Raw genomic sequence first — 19,321 nt, 5'->3', positions numbered from 1 at the left:
GGACCGCCGCGAAGCGGGTGGTGGAGGGGTTGCGACCTCGTTAATACCCCTCCATCAGCGGCTGCGCCGCTGCCACCTCCCACCGCACCAGACTCGCCCGGATGTCAAAAAACTGTAATCTTCCGGTCAACTGATTGTCACCGTTCGCCCCTAGGCGATTCGCGAGACAGTTTTTTCAGTCTGGGGGGACAGAGACATTTCATGGCAACGCTGATGTCCGGATCGGCCGTTCGGCTGCCGCGCGCGCTGCCAGCCTGGTTGCGCGCCGGGAAGCGCTCGCCGCGCGAGATCTGGCCGATGCTGCTGGCTGGTCTGCTCGGCGCCTTGCTCATCTGGCAATGCGTCCGGCTGCTCTGGATATTGCTCACGCCGCTGTCGCCGCTCGGCGCGTGGCAACCGCAGGCGGCGGTGATCGCTTCGCCCGCCGAGCGGCGCGCGCTCTTTTCCAGCTTCGACCCCTTCTTTCGCGGCAATGCGCAGGGGTCCGCGTCGACGACCGTCACCTCGGCGGGCTTGACGCTCTTCGGCATCAATCTCAACGAAGCGACGGGCGGCGGCTCGGCGATCATCGCGGGTGAGGATGGCGTCCAGACCAGCTACGCCGTCGGCGATGAGATCGCGCCGGGGTTGAAGCTTGCCGGTATCGCCTTCGATCATGTCCTGCTCGACCGCGGCGGCGCGCGCGAAAGCCTGTTCCTCGACCAGAGCGGCGAAGCGCCCGTCGCAAATCCCACGACGCCGCTGCCCGCGCCGACGCCCGAGATCGGGGCCGCGTCGGGCGGCGCGTCGGCGAGCGGAGAAATGACCCCCGCGGCGATCAAGGCCGGGGTCGGCTTCGCCCCGCGCACCGAAGACGGCCGCGTCACCGGCATCGTCGTCCAGCCGCAGGGTGATGGCGCGGCCTTCCGCGCCGCCGGCCTGCGCCCCGGCGACGTCATCCGTTCGGTCGGCGGCCGCCCGATCGGCTCGGCAAGCGACGCCGCGGCGCTTGCCAACCAACTCACGCCGGGGGCGCGCATCGCGCTCGAAGTCGAGCGCGGCGCCAGCGTCGTTCCCGTCGCCATTTTCCTCTCGAAACAATAGTCAGGGTTAGGACTCGCTGGTGATACGTTCGAGGTTTGAAGCGATTTTGTTCAGGGCAAAGAAGCGAGACGCAGGCATATGAATATATTCCCAGACTCGCTGACGCGGCCATGGACAAAATCGGTCAAATCCCGAAGGGACGTCGAAATGGCTTCGATCTCAGGCCCGCGTGGCCTTGCAGATGGAACCACCATCGGCGGCGGCCACGCGAACCTGATCTCTTCGCCATTTCGACGCCTCGAACGCATCACCAGCGAGTCCTAACCCTATATGCGCCTGAAACTTTCCCTGATGCTTGCTGCGGCGCTGATTTCAGCCACGCCGACCGTGACTTATGCCCAGTACACGCTCAACGTCCGCGACGCCGATATCCGCGCCTTCATTCAGGATGCGGCGCGGGTTACCGGCCGGACCTTCGTCATCGACGGCCGCGTCAACGGCAAGGTGTCGGTCGTCACCGACCGGCCGCTGTCGCGCAGCGAATATTTCGAGATCTTCCTCGCGACCTTGCGCTCGAACGGCCTTGTCGCGGTCCCCGGGCCGAACGGCAGTTACCGCGTCCAGCCGATCGATGGCGCCGCGGCGCAGCCCGGCCGGATCGGTAGCAGCGGCGCGGCGCAGAACCAGTTCGTCACCGAAATCATCCGCCTGCGGCACATCGATGCGGTCTCGGCGGTCGAAACATTGCGCCCGCTCGTCAGCGCGCAGGGCTCGCTGACCGCGAACCGCAACGCCAACAGCCTCGTCGTCGCCGATTTCGCCGACAATATCCGCCGCATCCGTGCGCTCGCGTCGAGCATCGACCGCGACAGCTCGACCAGCCAGATCGTCACGCTGAAAAACGCCGGGGCGCGCGAAATCGCCGCCGCGCTGCAGGCGCTTGTCCCGGCGGCGGGCGAGGGCGCGCAGAAGCCCGTCGCGATCGTGCCCATCGACAGCAGCAACGCGATCGCCCTCAGGGGTGATCAGGCGATGGTCGCCCGCTTTGTATCGATGGCGAACGACCTCGACGCGAAGGCGGCGGGCGGCACCGAATTGCGCGTTTACTGGCTCGAACATGCCAATGCCGAAACCCTGTTGCCGACGTTGCAACAGCTCATCGGCGGCGGCAGCGACCCGGCACAAAAGGCGGGCCTGCCGCCTCCGTCATCCTCTTCGTCGTCGTCTTCGAACGGCGGCGGCAGCGCCGTACCGGTGCCATCGGCCACGACCGCGCCGACGTCGACCGGAGGAGGGGGGAGCGGCAGCATCTCGACCCGCGGCCCCGCGATCATCACACGCTACGAGGGCGCGAATGCGATCATCGTCGCCGCCAATAGCGAAGTGCAGCGCATGCTTGGCGAACTGATCCGCCAGCTCGACAGCCGCCGCCAACAGGTGCTCGTCGAGGCGATCGTCGTCGAGATCGGCGACGATGCGGCAAAGCGGCTCGGCGTCCAGTTTCTGCTCGGCGGCAAGAATATCCCGTTCGTCGCGACGAGCTACAGCAATGCGCAGCCGAATATCCTGACCTTGGGCGGCGCCTATGCCGCGACCAAGCTGACGGAGGACAAGACGACGGTCGATGGCGAAACCATCGTTACCCAAACGACGAGTTCACTCGGCAACAGCTTGCAGGAAGCGGCGGCGGCGTCGTTGCTCGCGGCGACCGGCGGTTTCGCGGGTTTCGCGGGCGATATCGGCAAGAACACGATCTTCGGCGCGATCATCAACGCGGTGAAATCGGACACGACCTCGAACCTGCTCGCGACGCCGCATATCGTCACGCTCGACAATCAGGCGGCGAAATTCCTCGTTGGCCAGGATGTGCCGATCACCACGGGCGAACAGCTGGGCGACAATTTCGAAAACGCCTTCCGCACGGTCCAGCGCGAAGAGGTCGGGATCAAGCTGGAAGTGACGCCGCAGGTCAATGGCGCCGGCGAAGTGAAGATGTTCCTGCGCCAGGAAGTATCGAGCGTCGCCGGTCCGGTCTCGTCGCGTAATAGCGACCTTATCCTCAACAAACGCTCGTTCGAAACCGTGCTGACCGTCGACGATGGTGAGATCCTGGCGATCGGCGGTTTGCTCAACGACGACGAGCGCAAGACGATCGAGCGCATCCCGCTCCTGAGCGACATTCCGCTGCTTGGCGAGCTGTTCAAGTCGCGCAGCCGCACCCGGTCGAAAACCAATTTGATGGTCTTCATCCGCCCGACGATCCTGCGCAACCGCGAGGATAATGCAGCGCTCACCGCGCGCCGCTACGGCTATATCCGCGACTTCCAGCTCCAGCGCAATCCGGGCGAGGAGCCCGCGATCGATACGCTGGTGCGCGATTATCTGGGGGCGGTTCCGCCCGCGCCGACCCCGTCGACCGCCGCCGACATCACCGTCGGCCCAGTCAACCTGCCCGAACTGCGCGGAGAGGGCGGCAGCGTCACGGCGACCGACGTCCCGCCCTCGATCTCGCAGGCGCCTGCGCCGCCCGCCGGAGACTATCCGTGACCGACATCGAACCGGCGGCGCCTCCCCCGGCGCCGGTAGATATTCCCTATGGCTTTGCGCGCACGCACGGTGTCGTCATCGCGCAAGGCGAAGGCGGCGCGTGGCTCGCGACCTTGCGCGAGGGCGCCGACCCGGCGGTGCTGATCGAGGTGAAACGCTATCTCGCGCAGCCGCTGCGCGTGGCGACCGCGAGCACCGTCGATTTCGACCGGCTTCTCTCCGATCATTATGCCGTCGATAGCTCGGCCGCCGCGATGGCGGGGTCGCTTGACGGCAGCGACGTGGATTTCAGCCTGCCGAGCGCCGAGGACCTGCTCGACAGCGCCGACGACGCCCCCGCGATCCGCCTGATCAACGCGATCATCGCCGAAGCGGTGCGGCAGGGGGTCAGCGATATCCATATCGAACCCTATGAAAGCGGCCTCGTCGTGCGGATGCGTACCGATGGCGTGCTGCGCGAACATCTGCGCATGCCTCCGCATGTGGCGCCGGTCGTCGTCAGCCGTATCAAGGTGATGGCGCGGCTCGACATCGCCGAACGCCGCGTGCCGCAGGACGGCCGCATCGGGCTGACGCTCGCGGGGAAAGCGGTCGACGTGCGTGTCTCGACGCTGCCGAGCCGCGCGGGCGAGCGCGTCGTGATGCGTATTCTCGACAAGGATGCGGCGGGGATCGATTTCGACATTCTCGGCCTGACTGGCGCCGCCGACCAGATTTTGCGCGAGGCGCTTGCCGAACCCAATGGCATCATCCTCGTCACCGGCCCGACCGGTTCGGGCAAGACGACGACGCTTTACGCCGCGCTCAAGCAATTGAACGACGGCCAGCGCAACATCCTGACCGTCGAGGACCCGGTCGAATATTCCGTCGACGGCGTCGGACAGACGCAGGTGAACAGCAAGGTCGGACTCGACTTCGCCGCGGGGCTGCGCGCGATCCTGCGCCAGGATCCCGACGTCGTGATGGTCGGCGAAATCCGCGACCGCGAAACTGCCGATATTGCGGTGCAGGCATCGCTGACGGGCCATCTCGTGCTCTCGACCGTCCACACCAACGATGCGGTGGGCGCGATCACGCGCTTGAAGGATTTGAAGGTCGAGCCGTTCCTGCTCGCCTCGACGCTGCGCGCGGTGATCGCGCAGCGGCTGGTCCGCAAGCTTTGCGATCATTGCCGCGAACCCGTGCAGGCCGACAACAGCGTTGCCGCGATGCTCGGGCTCGACATCGGCACCGTGATCTGGCGCCCGAAGGGCTGCGACCAGTGCGGCGGTACGGGCTATAAGGGCCGTATCGGGGTGTTCGAGGCGATCAAGGTCGACGAGACGGTCCGCCGCTACATCTACAATGGCGGCGACGAGGCGATGATCACGCGCCACGCCTTCCTGAAATCGCCGACGCTGGCGTCTGCTGCGCGGACGATGGTCGCCAAGGGACTGACAACGGCCGAGGAGGCGATCCGCGTCGCGCGGCGCGAGGAAATCGATGCCTGACTATCGCTATGTAGCGATCGATCCGCAGGGCCGTGAGCGCAAGGGGCGCCTGACCGCCGCGAACGACGATGCCGCGCGCGCCGACCTGATGCGGCGGAAATTTCATATCGTCGCGGTCGAGGCGGCGGGTGCGAAGCCCGCCGGCCGCTCGTTGCTCGCCTTCCGCCGGAACAAATTGAGCAGCAAGGAACTCGCGCTCTTCACGCGGCAGCTCGCGACGCTGGCCGAGGTCGCGCCGCTCGAAGAGGCGCTGCGTACCTTGACGCGCCAGAGCGAGGCCGAAAGCGCGCGCAATGTCATCGGCGACGTCCATGCGGGCCTGCTCGAGGGCCGCCGCCTCGCCGACGCGATGGGGCGCCAGCCCGCGAGCTTCCCGCCGCTTTATCGCGCGATGGTCGCGGCGGGCGAAACGACGGGTAGCCTCACCACCATCCTCGCGCGGCTCGCCGACCTGCTCGAACGCCAGGCCGAGGTGCGCGGCAAGCTGATCGCCGCGCTCGCTTATCCGATCGTGCTTGCGGTCGTCGCGATCGGGGTCGTCGCGGCGCTGATGATCTTCGTCGTCCCGCGCGTCGTCGAACAATTCACCGACGTCGGCCAGCAACTGCCCTTCCTGACCCGCGCGGTGATCGCGATTTCCAGCTTCGCCGCGAACTGGTGGTGGCTGATCGCGCTCTTGATCGCCGGGGCGAGCTTCGGCTGGGTGAGCGCGATGCGCCGCCCGGCGTTCAAGGCGCGCGTCGATGGACGACTGCTTCGCCTGCCGCTGTTTGGCCGGTTGCTCCGCGATCTTTACGCCGCGCGTTTCGCGCGCACGCTGTCGACCATGGTGTCGAGCCGCCTGCCGCTCGTCGAAGGGTTGAAACTGACCGTCCCGACGATCCGCAACGCCGCGCTCGCCGGCGCGACCGCGACGATCGTCGATCAGGTGCGCGCCGGCGGCAGCCTGTCCACGGCGCTGCGCGATGCCGGCGTCTTCCCGCCCTTGCTCGTCTATATGACCGCCAGCGGCGAAAGCGCGGGGCGGCTCGAACAGATGCTCGAACGCGCCGCCGACTATCTCGAACGCGAATTCGACCGGTTTACGGCCGCGTCGATGGCGCTTCTCGAACCTGTCATAATTGTCGTTATGGGGTCGTGCGTGGCCCTTATCATCCTCGCCATTCTGCTTCCGATCCTTCAGTTGCAGAACCTTGCAGGTCTATAATAAATGTCCCTGATGCAGCTTTTCATTCGCCTGATGCTCGACTCCGGTCGCCCGCCCCGCAAGAAGGACGAGCGCGGCTTTACGCTGACCGAACTGATGGTCGTGATCTTCATCATCGGGCTGCTCGCCACCGTGGTGATGATCAACGTCCTGCCCAGTCAGGATCGCGCGATGGTGACCAAGGCCAGGGCCGATATCGCGACGCTCGAAAATGCGCTCGAGCAGTACCGGCTCGACAATCTGACCTATCCGGCATCGACCGACGGGCTGAACGCGCTGACCGTCGCGCCGCCGGCGCTCGCGCAGCCCGAACGCTATCGCCGCGGCGGCTATATCAAGAAGCTGCCCGCCGATCCGTGGGGCCGCCCCTATAATTATCAGGCGCCGGGGCCGAACGGAAAGGCGTTCGACGTCTGGTCGCTCGGTGCCGACGGTGCCCCCGGCGGGACCGACGACAATGCGGATATTCGCAGCGACAGCCAATAAATAGGGACAGTCCCTATTTAATTGAGGACGGGCCGATCGAACAGCCGCCAACCTGGGAATTAAATAGGGACTGTCCCTATTTATTGGCGCGGCGGCGGCCGGGCGACCGCGGCTTCACGCTCGTCGAACTGATGGTCGTGCTCGCGGTCATGGCGCTCGCGGCGACAGCGGTCGTGCTCACCATTCCCGGCGAAGAACGCACGGTGCGCAGCGAGGCCGACCGCCTCGCCGCGCGCCTTGCCGCCGCGCGCGATGTCGCGGTGATCGAGGGGCGCAGCGTCGCGGTCCATTTCGCGCCGTCGGGCTATGGTTTCGAACGGCGAATTTCGGGCGAGTGGCAACCGCTGCCCGGTCGCGCCTTCGAACAACGGAACTGGCCGGGCGAGGTGCGCTTCGCGGCGGGCGACGGGCAGGGGGCGGCACGCATCCTGTTCGATCGCGTCGGCATCAGCCCGACGCCGCAGGCGGTCGTATTGAGCGGCGGCGATGCGCGCGAGATCGTGCGCGTCTCGGCGACCGGGGAGGTCAGCCGTGGGCCGTGATCGCGCCAAAGGCCGCGAAAGCGGGTTCACTTTGCTTGAAATGCTGGTGGCCTTGAGCGTCATCAGCATCGCCGCGCTCGCGCTCATCCGCCTCGATGCCTATGCGGTGCGCACCGCGGGCGACCTCGACGAAAGCACGATGGCGGGCATCGTCGCGCAGAATCGCGCGGTCGAATTATGGACCGATCCGGCGCCCCCGACGATCGGCAACAGTGCCGTTGGCGTCGCGAACGCGGGGCGCAACTGGCGCATCGAGCAGCGCGTCGCGAAGACCGCCGACGACGCCCTGCTGCGCATCGATTTGCTCGTCCGCCCCGAAAGCGGGCGCGGGCAGGCGGCGCTAACGATCATCCGGCCGTCGCGATGAAGAAAATATGCATCGCCTCCACGCGTACCCCGGCGAAGGCCGGGGTCCAGAGCGCCCAGGCGCAACGTCGGCTCAAAGCGCTCTGGGCCCCCGCCTTCGCGGGCGCGCGATCAAGTGTCGATGATCGCGGCTTCACCCTTGTCGAGATGCTTGTCGCACTCTCCATCTTCGCGGCGATCGCGGCGATGGGCGTCGGCCTGCTGCGCAGCAGCATCGATACGCAGGATGCGGTGCAGGAACGGCTGAAGGCGATGGGCGGGATCAACCGCCTTCGCGCGGTGATGGCGAACGATCTGGCGCAGGCGGTCCAGCGGTCGACGCGCGGGCCGGCGGGGGAAGCTGTGCCGGCGTTTGTCGGATCGGCGAACGGCTTTGCCTTTGTCCATGGCGGTGCGGGATCCGCGGGCGGCAGCCCGCGCCCCAATATCGAGCGCGTCGCTTATGCGCGTGTCGGTAGCGAATGGCGCCGCGCGACGCAGCCAATGCTCGACGGCACCGCGCTGGGCGAGGGCGACCGGTTGATCGGCGACGTCGCCGGCGTCGCGGTGCGATATCGTGACGAGCGGGGCAATTGGAGCGAGGTCTGGAGTTCGGAGCCGGGTGACCGCCTGCCGCGCGCGGTCGAGGTGCGGGTTACCCGCACGGGCCGCGAGGCGCTGACGATGTTGTTCCTCACCGCGCCGACGCTGCCGCCGCCGCCCGCCCAACGGGTGCCGACACCGTGAAGCCCGGCGCGAAAGACGAAACTGGCGCGGCGTTGCTTACCGTATTGCTGCTCGTCGCGGTGATGGCGGTGATCGCCGCGACCGCGCTCGACCGGCTGACGCTCGCGACGCGGATCGCGGGCAGCGCGGCAACGGTCGATCAGGGCCGCGCCTACGCGTTCGCTGCCGAACAGATTGCGCTGCGCCGCGTCGCCGACCTTGTCGGGCGCGACCCCGCGAAGCTGACGCTTGCCGGCAATTGGCTGGGGCGCGATTTCACCCTGCCGCTTCCCGGCGGCGAAGGGCGCGCGAAGCTGACCGACGCCAACAATTGCTTCAACCTCAACAGCCTCGTCGCCGAGACGGTGCCGGGGCGGTTCAGCCAGCGATCGGGTTCGATGCGCCAGTTCGGCGAGCTTATGACCTTACTCGGGATCGATCCGGGGCAGGCGCAGGCGATCGCGGGCGCGGCCGCCGACTGGATCGACAGCGACAGCAATGAAGGGCCGCTCGGCGCCGAGGACAATGCCTATCGGTCGATGCAGGGCGCCTATCTGCCCGCGAACCGCAAGATGGCCGATGTGAGCGAACTCCGCGCGGTGCGCGGCGTGACGCCGAAAATTTATGCGCGCCTCAAACCCTGGATTTGCGTGCTGCCGGCGGCCGATCCGGTACGGCTCAACGTCAACACGCTCGCGCCCGAACAAGCGCCGCTGGTCGCGATGTTAGTGCCCGGCGAAATCACCGTTGCCAAAGCGCGGGCGGTGCTGGCGGCGCGCCCCGCTGGCGGCTATGGCAGCAGCGTACGATTCTGGGAGGCGGGTCCGTTCGAAGGACGAAAGCCGCCGAACGATGTGGCCGAACAGGCGGGCGTGAACAGCCGCTGGCTGGCGCTGACGACGAATGTGACGATGGGGGACGGTTTCTTGACCGCAGTTTCGCTGATCGATGCCAATGGCGGGGCGCCCTCCGCGGGTATCGCGCCGCCGACGATCGTGCGCCGCGATTGGGGCGAGAGCGACTAGGGCATGGATCCGCATATGGCACGTTCGAGGTTTGAAGCGATTTTGTTCAGGGCAAGGAAGCGAGACGCAGGCATATGAGTATATTCCAAGGCTCGCTGACGCAGCCATGGACAAAATCGGTCAAATCCCGAAGGGACGTCGAAATGGCTTCGATCTCGTTTCCGCGCGGCCTTGCTGATGGAACCACCATCCGCGGCGGCCACGCGAAGCCGATATCTTTGCCATTTCGGCGCCTCGAATGCGCCATATGCGGATCCATGCCCTAGATGCCGCGCACGTTGGTTCTCTGGCTGCCTCCGGTGGCGACGCTTGGCGAAGGCGATGGTTCCGACGCGGCCTGGCTGCGCGTCGATGACGGCGTGATCGTCGATAGCGGGCAGGACGACGGCTGGGTCGGTGCGTGGGAAAAGCCGCGTGACGATAGCCCTGACGACCAGCTGATCGCGCTCGCGCCGGCTGCCGATGTGCCGCTGCGCTGGCTTCATTATCCCGACGCCGCGCCCGCGCAGGCCGCCGCCGCGGCGCGGATCGATGCGCTGAAGAACAGTCTGGGCGATGCCGCGGCGCTTCATGTCGTCGCGGGCCAGCCCGCGGAAACGGGACAGGCGGTCGCGGTTGCGGTGACCACCCACGCGGCGATGACCGCATGGACCGACTGGTTGAAGGCGCGCGATCTGACGCCGGCCGCGATTATCCCGGCGGCGGTGGCGGTGCCGCCGCCCGAACCCGACACGCTGTGGACCGCCGAGGTCGGCGGCGAGCGGATCGTCCGCACCGCGACCCAAGCCTATGTCTCCGATCCCGAGCTCGATCCGCTGATCGCGGGCGGGCACGCCGCGCTGCCGCTCGATGCCGACCGGATGCGCGAGGCGCTGCTGCTGACGCTCGCCGCGCCGCCGCTCGACCTGCTGAGCGGGGGTTGGAAGCCCAAGCGCAGCTGGTCGGTCGATCCGGCGATGCTCAGGCTGGCGAAGCGCCTCGCCATCGCGCTTGTCGCCGTGAGCTTGTTGATCCCGATTATTTATGCGGCGCGCCTCTCGTCCGACGCCGGCCGCGCCGACGATGCGGTGGTGGCAATGGCGAAAAAAGCCGGGGTGACGGGGGCCGATGCGACTGCGGCGGAGGCCGAGCTCGACCGCCGCCTTGCTGCGGCGGGCGGCGGACCGCTCGCCTTCTCGGTCCCGGCATCGGCGCTTTACGACGCGATGGGCGATGCGCCCGGCGTAACGCTCAGGACGCTGTCGCACCGCACCGACGGGACGCTGACGACGACGCTCGCGGCGCCGCGCGTCGAGGATATCAACCAGGTGCTGCTGGCGCTGCAGGCGCGCGGCTATCGCATCACCGCGCAGCCGATGGCGGGCAGCGATGGGCAACAAATGGCCAATATCACGATCCGGGCGGTGCCATGACCGAGCGACTGCAGAATTGGTGGATTGCCCTGTCGCTGCGCGAACGCTGGCTTGTCGGCATCGCCGGCGTGCTCGCGCTCGGCGTCATCCTGTGGGGGCTCGGCCGTCCGGCGGTCGCGCTGTTCGTCGATCTCGAAAACCAGCATCGCGCCGCGATCGAGCGCGAAGGGCGCGTCGCGGCAAAGGTGCAATTGCTTGCGCGGCGTCCGGCGAAATCGGTTGCGGCGACGGTCGATGCGGTCGCGATCGACCAGTATCTTGCGCAATCGGCGGGCGAGATCGGGCTGACGCTCGACCGTAACGAAGCGCGTGGGGAGGGGCAGGCGACGATCGCGATCGCCACCGCACGCGCGACGGTGCTCACCGACTGGCTCGCCTCGCTCGAGGGGCAGGGCTTCGTCGTCGACCAGCTGACGATCACCCCCGCCGCCGACGGCACCGTCGGCCTGACCGCCGAGCTTCGGAAGGGCGGACAATGAGCATGCGCAGGCGTTGGGGGCTTGCGGCGTTGCTGCTCGCGCTGGTCCTGGTCATCGCGACCTTTCCGATGCGGCTCGCGCTCGGCTGGTCGGGGGCGACCGATGCGGGCATCAGCGCGCGCGATGTTCGCGGGTCGATATGGTCGGGCGAGCTGGTCGATGCACGGCTTGGCGTCTTGCCGCTTGGCACGGTGCGCGCCAGCCTGTCGCCGCTCGCGCTGCTCGGCGCACGCACCGAACTCGTCTTTTCGCGCGCCGACGAACGGCTCGGCGCGCTTGCGGGCCGCCTGCATGGCAGCGACCCGCGCGGCGTCTCCGACGTCAGCGGCACCACATCGATGTCGGGCGGGCTCGGCATGATCCCCATCGATACGATCCGGTTCGAAGGCGCCACGATACGCTTCGATGATGCGGGAAAATGCGCCGCCGCAAGCGGGCGCATCCAGCTCGCGGTCTCCGCGCCCATCGCGGGGCTCGACCTCTCGCGCGGCCTGTCGGGTCCGCTGGCGTGCGCGAACGGGCGTGCGCAGGCGGCGCTCGCCAGCCAGTCGGGCATGGAGCGGCTGACCTTGTCGTTCGACGGCAGCGGTGCCTGGCGTGCGCAGTTGGCGATCAATGTCGACCGCGATCCGGCGATGGCGGGCGCGCTCGCCGCGCTGGGGTTCAAGGCCGGACCCGGCGGATTCGTGCTGGCGACCTCGGGCCGTTTCTGACGTGATGATCCTCGATGCCTTGCCCTTCGGCATGGGCGTCGCCTTTGCCGCGTTGATCGGATTGGTCCTGGGCAGCTTCATCGCGACGCTGGTGCTGCGCTGGCCCGCGGGGCGCTCGGTGCTCGGGCGCTCGCTATGCGATGGCTGCGGGCGGCCGCTTGGCGCGCTCGATCTCGTCCCGTTGTTATCGACCCTCGCGTCACGCGGGCGCTGCCGGACGTGTGATGCGGCGATCGATCCTTTCCACTGGCGCGTTGAGCTGGGTTCGGCGCTGATCGGTACGATCACGCTGGCTCTCATGCCCGGGACCGCGGGCTGGCTCTGGGCTCTGTTCGGCTGGCTGCTGTTGCCGCTCGCGCTGCTCGATGCACGCCATTTCTGGCTCCCCGACCGCCTCAACCTGCTGCTCGGACTTGTTGGCCTGTTGATAGCCGGCCCAATGATGGAATCATCGTTGATCGATCGATGGATCGGCGCGGTTGTCTGCGGCCTGACTCTCGCCGCCATCGCCGAATTCTATCGCCGGGTGCGGTCGAAAGACGGAATGGGCGGCGGCGATCCCAAGCTGGTTGCGGCGATCGGCGCGTGGCTCGGCTGGCAGGCGCTGCCGCTCATGCTGCTGCTCGCGAGCCTCGGCGGGATCGTCTGGGCACTCGTCGCAGAGCGAAAAGGGGACCAGCCGCTCGGTGAGCGACGGATCCCCTTCGGTGTCTGTGCCTGCACCGCCGCCTTTGCGACAGTGGCTTTATGGCCGCTTCTTAGCGCCCGATAACGACGGTCACCGCGCGGCGGTTCTTGGCATAGGCTTCCTCGGTCGAACCGAGTTCGGCCGGACGTTCCTTGCCATAGCTGATGACGTTGATCCGCGACGGATCGACGCCGAGCGACGCGAGGTAATTTTTCGCGGCGTTGGCGCGGCGTTCGCCGAGCGCGATGTTGTAATCGCGCGTGCCGCGTTCGTCGGCATGGCCTTCGAGCGTGACACGGACCGCCGGATTGCGCTGCAGCCACTGCGACTGGGTCTGCAACGTCGTCTGGTCCTGCGCATCGACATTATACTGGTCGTAGTCGAAGAAAACGCGGTCGCCCATCGCGCCAACGCTGGCAAGGAAATCTTCCTGCGATCCGGGGACCACGCCGGTGCCGGTGCCCGCGCCGGTATCGGTGCCGGTGCCTTCGGGGGCGGGGGGGAGCGTGTCGGGGGCCTTTTTCGCGCAGGCGCCAACAGCAAGCATGGTGATCGCCGCGATCATCGCGGTGCTTTTGCGTATCGTCATGTCTCTGTCCTCTTGTTGTTGAAAATCATTCGTGCGGCCGAATTGGCCCGTTCAGGACGCGATAGTTGAACCCGATCGCGCCCCTTTGGTTCCGGCTTTCCTCAGGGAAGGACCGGACCCCAGCTGGGATCCGACCCGTCTTGCGGGGTCGGCAGGCGGCGCATGTTCACGCCGGTCAGGTCGACCTGCCACAGGCTCGACTTGCCTTCGCGCCCCGGAGACGTCCGGAAAAACTGGATGACGCGGCCGTTCGGCGACCAGGTCGGCGCCTCGTCCTGCCAGCTGTTGGTGAGCATCCGCACGCCGCCGCCCGATGGCGTCATCACGCCGATGCGGAACTCGCCGCCGCCCATGCGGGTAAAGGCGATCAGGTCGCCGCGTGGCGACCATTCAGGGGTCGCGGCGCGGCCGCCACCAAAGCTGATCCGCTGCTGGTTCGACCCGTCGATGTTCATCGTATAGACTTGCTGACCGCCCGACCGGTCGCTTTCGAACACGATCTTCTTGCCGTCGGGCGAGAAACTGCCCCCGACATCGATGCCCGGCGTGTTGGTGAGCCGCACCGGCGTGCCGCCATTGGCCGAGATGCGATAAATGTCGGTGTTGCCGTTGACCGCCATCGAATAGAGGATCTGGGTGCCGTCGGGCGACCAGCGCGGCGCGAAGGTCGCGTTCGAGCTTTCGGTCACCAGCTTCTGCGAGCCCGCCGCGACGTCATAGATGAAGACGCGGACGCGGTTGTTCAAATAGCTGACGTAGACGATCTTCTTGTAATCGGGCGAGAAACGCGGGCTGATCGCGAGCGCCTGACCGTTGGTGATGAAGCGGTGGTTGCCGCCGTCGCTGTCCATGATCGCGAGGCGTTTGATGCGGTTCCCCTTGGGCCCGCTCTCGGCGATATAGGCGACGCGGCTGTCGAAGAAGGGCGCTTCGCCCGACAGGCGCGAATAGATGGCGTCGGCGCATTTATGCGCGGCGCGGCGCCAGTCGCCGGGCTGGATCTCGAAGCCCTTGCGGACAAGCTCGCTGCCGAGTTGGGTATCGTAAAGATAACAGCCAACGACCAGGCCGCCCGTCCCGCTCGCATCGACGAAGCCGTGGACGACATTTTCGGCGTTGCGCGCCTGCCATTCGGCAAAGCGCGGCGCCTGCACCTCGGCGCGGCTTATCGCGGGGATGCCGCTGGGCCCCATCGGATCGTAAAGGCCGCTGCGTTCGAGGTCGGCGGCGATGACTTCGGCGATCTGGCGGCCGAGACTGTCGGTGCGGAGCCCGGCGACGCTTTGTACTGACGACGTCGCGAGCGCGGGGATCGCGATGACGGTGCGGTCCTGCGACAGCGTGCCCTCGATGGTCTCGCGCGGTTCGGTCGGCGTGACGACGGGTGGTTGGATCGGCGTTTGCGCGAGGACCGGGGCCGCGGTGAGCAGCAGGGCAGACGAGAGGCTGATCGAACGGAGGAACATGTCTCTTACCTCTTGATGAAATCGAGCGTGTAATTCTGCCAGAAGCTGTAATTTTCCTCGGGCAGGTCGAAGGGTGCGGCGAGTTCCACCGCGCGTTTGGCGCATTCCTGATGGCGCTGGATCTGGAATTTATTGCTGTCGTTCTCGCCGCTCGTCGTGACGCTGGTGAAGCCGGCGAGCGCGCCAGACTGGGTCAGGCGGAATTTGACGACGGTCTTGAGCTGGTCGACGTCGACCCCCGAGATGCGGCAACCATTCCAGCGCGGCGCGACCGCCGACTTGATGCTGACGTCGATCGATCGCCGGACTTCGGCGGCGGTCGCCGCGGCGGGCGCGCCCTTGCTTGCGGGCGATTTGGGCTGTGACTTCGAAAGCCCCTCGGCGATGCCGTCGAGGCGGCCGGTCGGGCGCGCGGGGCGATTCTTCGCGGGCGGAGCCTTCGGGGCGGCCTTGGGCTGCGCCTTTTGAGCGGCTGGAGGCTGTTTTTTCGGAATCTGCTTTGGCCGCGCGACCTGTTTCGGCGTCGGTGCAGGCGTCGGCCGCACGACCTGTTCGGGCAGCGGCGGCGCGGGCACCGGCTCGGGCGCCGCGATGTCGGTCATATCCTCCTCGCCCAGCCGCGCGGCGGGGGGCGTCTCGCTGATCACCGGCGCGGTCGACAGCACCGCGCTTTCGGCGATCAGGTCGACTTCCATCGGGGGGTTGTCGAAGCGGCGGTTGCCCGCGGTCCACTGGACCGAAAGCAAACCGATGATGACGACATGCGCCGCCACCGCGATGGCGATGCCGCGTCCTTCCTTCCCCCTCACTGCCCGTTGTTCGGCCATTGTCTTTACCTAGGGCCGTGTTTCTGAACCGTCGGTGACCGCGGCGGGAGCGCTGTCGGCGGCGCCCTCCGACCCTGTCGTCACCAGCGAAATGCGCGTCAGGCCGGCGCGATTGAGCTCGCCCATCACGCGCATCACGCGGCCATAGTCGAGCCCCTTGTCGGCGCGCAGCATGATCTGGCGCGGCTTGTCTTTGCCCTCATTCTCGCGGGCGATCGCGTCGAGACGGGCGGGAAGCTCGGCTTCGGGCACCACATCTTCGCCGATATAGAGGGTGTCGTCGGCGTTGATCGACAACTGTACCGGCTCTTGCTCCTCGGTCTCGACCGGCTTGGCACGGCTTTCGGGCAGATCGATCGGGACGGCGGAGGCGAGCAGGGGCGCGGTGATCATGAAGATGATCAGCAGCACGAGCATCACGTCGACGAGCGGGGTGACATTGATTTCGGCCATCGGCGCGCGGCGCGTGCCACGGCCGCGCCGTCCGCCGATACCGCCTGAGGGGCCGCTCATCGCCATCAGGCTTCGACCTCGAGCTCGCGGCTGAACGTCGCGTGCAGCCCGTCGGCGAAGCGGCCGAGCCGCGATTCGAGCCGGTTCAGGCGCTGCGAAAAGGCGTTGTAGGCGATGACGGCGGGAATAGCAGCGAACAGACCGATCGCGGTCGCGAACAGCGCCTCGGCGATGCCCGGTGCGACGACGGCGAGGCTGCTGTTATTCTCCGCCGCGATTGCGGTGAAGCTGCGCATGATGCCCCACACGGTGCCGAACAGGCCGACGAAAGGCGCGACCGAGCCGATGGTCGCCAGCGTGCCGATCTTTTCGGCGAGGCGGTCGACTTCACCGGCGACCGCGCTGTTCATCGCGATGCCGAGGCGTTCGCGCGTGCCGTCGCGGTCGACATTCTTGGTTTTGGTCGAACGGCGCCATTCGCTGATCCCCGCGCCGAGCACCTTGGCGCTCGGCAATTCCTCGCTGCCGTTCTTGTCGAAGAATTTGTCGATATTATCGGCGCGCCAGAAATCGCGTTCGAAGCGCTCGGAGGCGCTCATCAGCTTGCTGACGCTGCGACCATGGGTGAAGATCACCGCCCAGACATAGATCGACGCGAGCAGAAGGCCGATCATCACCGCCTTCACGATGATATCGGCCTGCAGGAACAGCGCGACGGGGGACAAGGTCGCCGCGTCGGCGGCCAGCGAGATATTGTCTAGCAAGGGATATTCTCTCCATTCATGATGGCGGTAAATCGATCGGCCCAACCCGCGGGCTGGCGGCGCGGCCGGCCCTCGGGCGACAGGAAGGCGGCGGTGACTTGCCCGTCGGTTAATGTCTCGCCGCTTAACGTGTCAGTTCCGCGAAGGATGCGCTGCGAAATAATCACGCTCGCGCCGCGTACCGCCTCGACCGTGCTGACGACGAGCAGATCATCGTCGAGCCGTGCGGGCCGGCGGTATTTGATCGCGAGGTCGGTCACCGCCCAGCTGCCTTCGCCGGCGTCCATCGCCGCGCGCTGATCGATGCCCGCGATGCGCAGCATATCCGATCGCGCGCGCTCCATATAGCGCAGGTAATTGGCGTGATAGACGATGCCCGACAGGTCGGTGTCTTCGAAATAGACGCGCGCCCGGAAATGATGCTCAGCCCCGACGAAGGCGCCGGGAGTGAAGGAGGGCGGCGTGTTTACCATTGTCCTGACCGATAGCGGGCCTTCGACTCGTCGCAAACCCCTAACCAACGGTTCGTCGCAGATCGGGGCCGGTTGGTGGATTGAAATCCGCGGAAATCCGCCTATTTTCCCTGGTCGAAAAGTCCGTCCTGCGAACCCGCGGGCGGGTTGAGCCCAAGATGCTTCCACGCGCTCGCGTTGAGCATGCGTCCGCGCGCGGTCCGCGCGATCAGCCCGACCTGCAACAGATAGGGCTCGATCACATCCTCGATCGTGTCACGCGGTTCGGACAATCCCGCCGCCATGGTCTCGACCCCGACCGGCCCGCCGCGATAAATATCGGCGATCATGGTCAGATAACGCCGGTCCATCGCGTCGAGCCCGAGCGCATCGACCTCGAGCCGGTTGAGCGCGGCATCGGCGGCTTTCGCATCGACGATCTCATGCCCGGCGACGGTCGAGAAATCGCGTACGCGGCGCAGCAGCCGCCCGGCGATGCGCGGCGTCCCGCGCGAGCGTTTGGCGATCTCGAGCGCGCCGTCGGACGCGATCGGCAGCGCGAGCAGCCTTGCGGCGCGCGTGATGACCTGTTCGAGTTCGCCATGCGTATAGAAATTGAGCCGCACCGGAATGCCGAAGCGATCGCGCAGCGGCGTCGTGAGCAAACCCTGCCGCGTCGTCGCGCCGACGAGGGTGAATTTCGGCAAATCGATCCGCACCGAGCGCGCCGATGGCCCCTCGCCAATCATGATGTCGAGCGCGCGGTCCTCCATCGCGGGATAGAGGATTTCCTCGACCGCGGGCGACAGCCGGTGAATTTCGTCGATGAACAGCACATCGCCGTCCTCGAGATTGGTAAGCAGCGCGGCAAGGTCGCCCGCCTTGGCTATCACCGGGCCGCTGGTCGAGCGGAACCCGACCCCCAGCTCGCGCGCGACGATCTGCGCCAGCGTCGTCTTGCCGAGCCCCGGCGGACCATAGAAAAGCACATGGTCGAGCGCGTCCGCCCGCGCCTTCGCCGCCTCGATGAAGATGCGCAAATTCTCGCGTGCCGCCGCTTGCCCGACGAACTCGGCGAGCGTCTTGGGGCGCAGCGCCGCGTCGGCGTCCTCCGGGGTGCGGATGGGGGTGGTGAGGTCGGTCACGCCGTCGCCTTATCTACAAATCTGGTCATATCGCCAGCTAATCAAGAGGTGGTTTCGGAATCGACGTACGTCTGTGGGTCGTATCGCCGCCACAACCATAGCAAATGCGGGTCGGCCAGAAGGAATGGCGCGCACTCTCCAACTCGAAGCCGCTGGGCGGCATTCTATCGAAGACCGACTGTCCGCATTGGGGGCATCCCTTCGACGCTAGGCGCCGCCCGAGATATTCGAAAAATTCCGATGTGTCGTATTCTGCACGGCGCCAGACCGGCCCACGGTCGCCGATCAACCCGCCAACCACAAGACACACGAGAGCCAACTGGAAGTCGATGCTATCGACTGGGCTGCCAACTGCGTACAGGAATCCGACAATTATCATGGGCATGCCCAAAAGGCCCAACAGGCGCATGGCAAGCCAGACATAATAGGGCGGGCGTTCCGATCCGGTGGCCGGTTCAGCCATAATGCTCGATCCCTTCGCCGGTGATCGAAACCCAAGGCTCCTTGCGCTCCTCATAAACCGAATAGTCGGGCACGAAGCCGTGGCCGGGCTCGAAATTGCCGAGCGGTATCGCATAGGCGTCATGATAGGGCCGCGCCCTGTACCAGACGCCCGAACCGCAGATGCCGCAGAAGAAAAAATCGGCGGTGTTGCCGCTGTCGCCGGTGTACTGCCACATCTTCGCCTTCGCTTCGCCCTCGATGCGGACTTGCTCGGCCGGGAAACGGACCTGCGCGGCAAAGGCGCTGCCGCTCCGCGCCTTGCACTCGCGGCAGTGGCAGACCGACACGCGGATCGGCTCGCCGGTGCAGGCGATGCGGATTTGTCCGCAGCGGCAGGCGGCATTGCGGATGCGATCGGTCATTTTGCCGCCTTCTTCAGCGCCACGCGGACCAGCGCGTCGAGGCTTGCACCCGCGCCCAGTTCCTCATTCGCTGCCG

Annotated in this window: 22 protein-coding genes; 13 read left to right on the top strand and 9 right to left on the bottom strand. The window is 66.7% G+C overall.

Annotation, left to right across the window (positions count from 1 at the left end; all coding sequences use genetic code 11):
- Window positions 1-201 precede the first annotated feature (201 nt).
- The 13 genes from VJ811_RS09120 (at window position 202) to VJ811_RS09060 (ending at window position 12,767) form a co-directional block, all read left to right on the top strand.
- Window positions 202-1,083, top strand: coding sequence for a type II secretion system protein N (locus VJ811_RS09120; RefSeq protein ID WP_324071958.1), 882 nt, complete (start codon window positions 202-204; stop codon window positions 1,081-1,083).
- Between the two features lie 270 nt (window positions 1,084-1,353).
- On the top strand, window positions 1,354-3,570 hold the full coding sequence (gene gspD, locus VJ811_RS09115; RefSeq protein ID WP_324071957.1) for a type II secretion system secretin GspD: 2,217 nt from the start codon (window positions 1,354-1,356) through the stop codon (window positions 3,568-3,570).
- On the top strand, window positions 3,567-5,060 hold the full coding sequence (gene gspE, locus VJ811_RS09110; protein WP_324071956.1) for a type II secretion system ATPase GspE: 1,494 nt from the start codon (window positions 3,567-3,569) through the stop codon (window positions 5,058-5,060). Before gspD ends, gspE begins: the two co-directional genes overlap by 4 nt.
- A complete protein-coding gene (gene gspF / locus VJ811_RS09105; RefSeq protein ID WP_324071955.1) occupies window positions 5,053-6,267 on the top strand; it encodes a type II secretion system inner membrane protein GspF in 1,215 nt (404 codons plus the stop codon). The genes gspE and gspF overlap by 8 nt, the downstream gene beginning before the upstream one ends.
- Before the next feature lie 3 nt (window positions 6,268-6,270).
- Complete coding sequence (gspG, locus tag VJ811_RS09100; RefSeq protein ID WP_324071954.1) at window positions 6,271-6,753, top strand: type II secretion system major pseudopilin GspG; 483 nt, start codon at window positions 6,271-6,273, stop codon at window positions 6,751-6,753.
- A gap of 83 nt (window positions 6,754-6,836) precedes the next feature.
- Window positions 6,837-7,295 carry a GspH/FimT family pseudopilin gene (locus VJ811_RS09095; RefSeq protein ID WP_324071953.1) on the top strand — a complete coding sequence of 153 codons (459 nt, stop codon included), beginning with the start codon at window positions 6,837-6,839 and terminating at the stop codon, window positions 7,293-7,295.
- Window positions 7,285-7,662 (top strand): type II secretion system minor pseudopilin GspI, encoded by a 378-nt coding sequence (gene gspI, locus VJ811_RS09090; protein WP_324071952.1) that lies wholly within the window; start codon window positions 7,285-7,287, stop codon window positions 7,660-7,662. The genes VJ811_RS09095 and gspI overlap by 11 nt, the downstream gene beginning before the upstream one ends.
- On the top strand, window positions 7,659-8,387 hold the full coding sequence (gene gspJ / locus VJ811_RS09085) for a type II secretion system minor pseudopilin GspJ (protein ID WP_324071951.1): 729 nt from the start codon (window positions 7,659-7,661) through the stop codon (window positions 8,385-8,387). Before gspI ends, gspJ begins: the two co-directional genes overlap by 4 nt.
- Complete coding sequence (gspK, locus tag VJ811_RS09080) at window positions 8,384-9,391, top strand: type II secretion system minor pseudopilin GspK (protein WP_324071950.1); 1,008 nt, start codon at window positions 8,384-8,386, stop codon at window positions 9,389-9,391. Before gspJ ends, gspK begins: the two co-directional genes overlap by 4 nt.
- Before the next feature lie 266 nt (window positions 9,392-9,657).
- Complete coding sequence (gspL, locus tag VJ811_RS09075; RefSeq protein ID WP_324071949.1) at window positions 9,658-10,803, top strand: type II secretion system protein GspL; 1,146 nt, start codon at window positions 9,658-9,660, stop codon at window positions 10,801-10,803.
- Window positions 10,800-11,282, top strand: coding sequence for a type II secretion system protein GspM (gene gspM / locus VJ811_RS09070; protein WP_324071948.1), 483 nt, complete (start codon window positions 10,800-10,802; stop codon window positions 11,280-11,282). The genes gspL and gspM overlap by 4 nt, the downstream gene beginning before the upstream one ends.
- Before the next feature lie 2 nt (window positions 11,283-11,284).
- Window positions 11,285-11,995, top strand: a complete 711-nt coding sequence (gene gspN, locus VJ811_RS09065) for a type II secretion system protein N (protein ID WP_324071947.1) — start codon at window positions 11,285-11,287, stop codon at window positions 11,993-11,995.
- 4 nt (window positions 11,996-11,999) lie between these two features.
- Complete coding sequence (locus VJ811_RS09060) at window positions 12,000-12,767, top strand: prepilin peptidase (protein WP_324071945.1); 768 nt, start codon at window positions 12,000-12,002, stop codon at window positions 12,765-12,767.
- Here the strand turns inward: VJ811_RS09060 and pal are convergent.
- The 9 genes from pal to VJ811_RS09015 form a co-directional block, all read right to left on the bottom strand.
- Entirely contained in the window at window positions 12,754-13,272 is a 519-nt protein-coding gene (pal, locus tag VJ811_RS09055) for a peptidoglycan-associated lipoprotein Pal (RefSeq protein WP_324071944.1), read from the bottom strand. The two genes, VJ811_RS09060 and pal, sit on opposite strands and share 14 nt — an antisense overlap.
- A 101-nt stretch (window positions 13,273-13,373) precedes the next feature.
- On the bottom strand, window positions 13,374-14,738 hold the full coding sequence (gene tolB, locus VJ811_RS09050) for a Tol-Pal system beta propeller repeat protein TolB (protein WP_324071943.1): 1,365 nt from the start codon (window positions 14,736-14,738) through the stop codon (window positions 13,374-13,376).
- 5 nt (window positions 14,739-14,743) lie between these two features.
- Window positions 14,744-15,565 carry a hypothetical protein gene (locus tag VJ811_RS09045; protein WP_324071942.1) on the bottom strand — a complete coding sequence of 274 codons (822 nt, stop codon included), beginning with the start codon at window positions 15,563-15,565 and terminating at the stop codon, window positions 14,744-14,746.
- 9 nt (window positions 15,566-15,574) lie between these two features.
- Complete coding sequence (tolR, locus tag VJ811_RS09040) at window positions 15,575-16,084, bottom strand: protein TolR (protein WP_324071941.1); 510 nt, start codon at window positions 16,082-16,084, stop codon at window positions 15,575-15,577.
- Window positions 16,084-16,782: a protein TolQ gene (tolQ, locus tag VJ811_RS09035; protein ID WP_039572102.1), complete on the bottom strand. Its 699-nt coding sequence runs from the start codon at window positions 16,780-16,782 to the stop codon at window positions 16,084-16,086. The genes tolR and tolQ overlap by 1 nt, the downstream gene beginning before the upstream one ends.
- A complete protein-coding gene (locus VJ811_RS09030; RefSeq protein ID WP_324071940.1) occupies window positions 16,776-17,255 on the bottom strand; it encodes a YbgC/FadM family acyl-CoA thioesterase in 480 nt (159 codons plus the stop codon). The genes tolQ and VJ811_RS09030 overlap by 7 nt, the downstream gene beginning before the upstream one ends.
- Before the next feature lie 101 nt (window positions 17,256-17,356).
- Window positions 17,357-18,379: a Holliday junction branch migration DNA helicase RuvB gene (ruvB, locus tag VJ811_RS09025; RefSeq protein WP_324071939.1), complete on the bottom strand. Its 1,023-nt coding sequence runs from the start codon at window positions 18,377-18,379 to the stop codon at window positions 17,357-17,359.
- Between the two features lie 37 nt (window positions 18,380-18,416).
- Window positions 18,417-18,842 carry a hypothetical protein gene (locus VJ811_RS09020; RefSeq protein ID WP_324071938.1) on the bottom strand — a complete coding sequence of 142 codons (426 nt, stop codon included), beginning with the start codon at window positions 18,840-18,842 and terminating at the stop codon, window positions 18,417-18,419.
- On the bottom strand, window positions 18,835-19,245 hold the full coding sequence (locus VJ811_RS09015; RefSeq protein WP_324071937.1) for a GFA family protein: 411 nt from the start codon (window positions 19,243-19,245) through the stop codon (window positions 18,835-18,837). Before VJ811_RS09015 ends, VJ811_RS09020 begins: the two co-directional genes overlap by 8 nt.
- Window positions 19,246-19,321: the final 76 nt, after the last annotated feature.

This window comes from Sphingopyxis sp. (genome assembly GCF_035250425.1).
In the GTDB taxonomy this organism is placed as follows: domain Bacteria; phylum Pseudomonadota; class Alphaproteobacteria; order Sphingomonadales; family Sphingomonadaceae; genus Sphingopyxis.
Note: the sequence above shows the minus strand (reverse complement) of the source record. Positions and strands in the feature narration are given on the sequence as shown.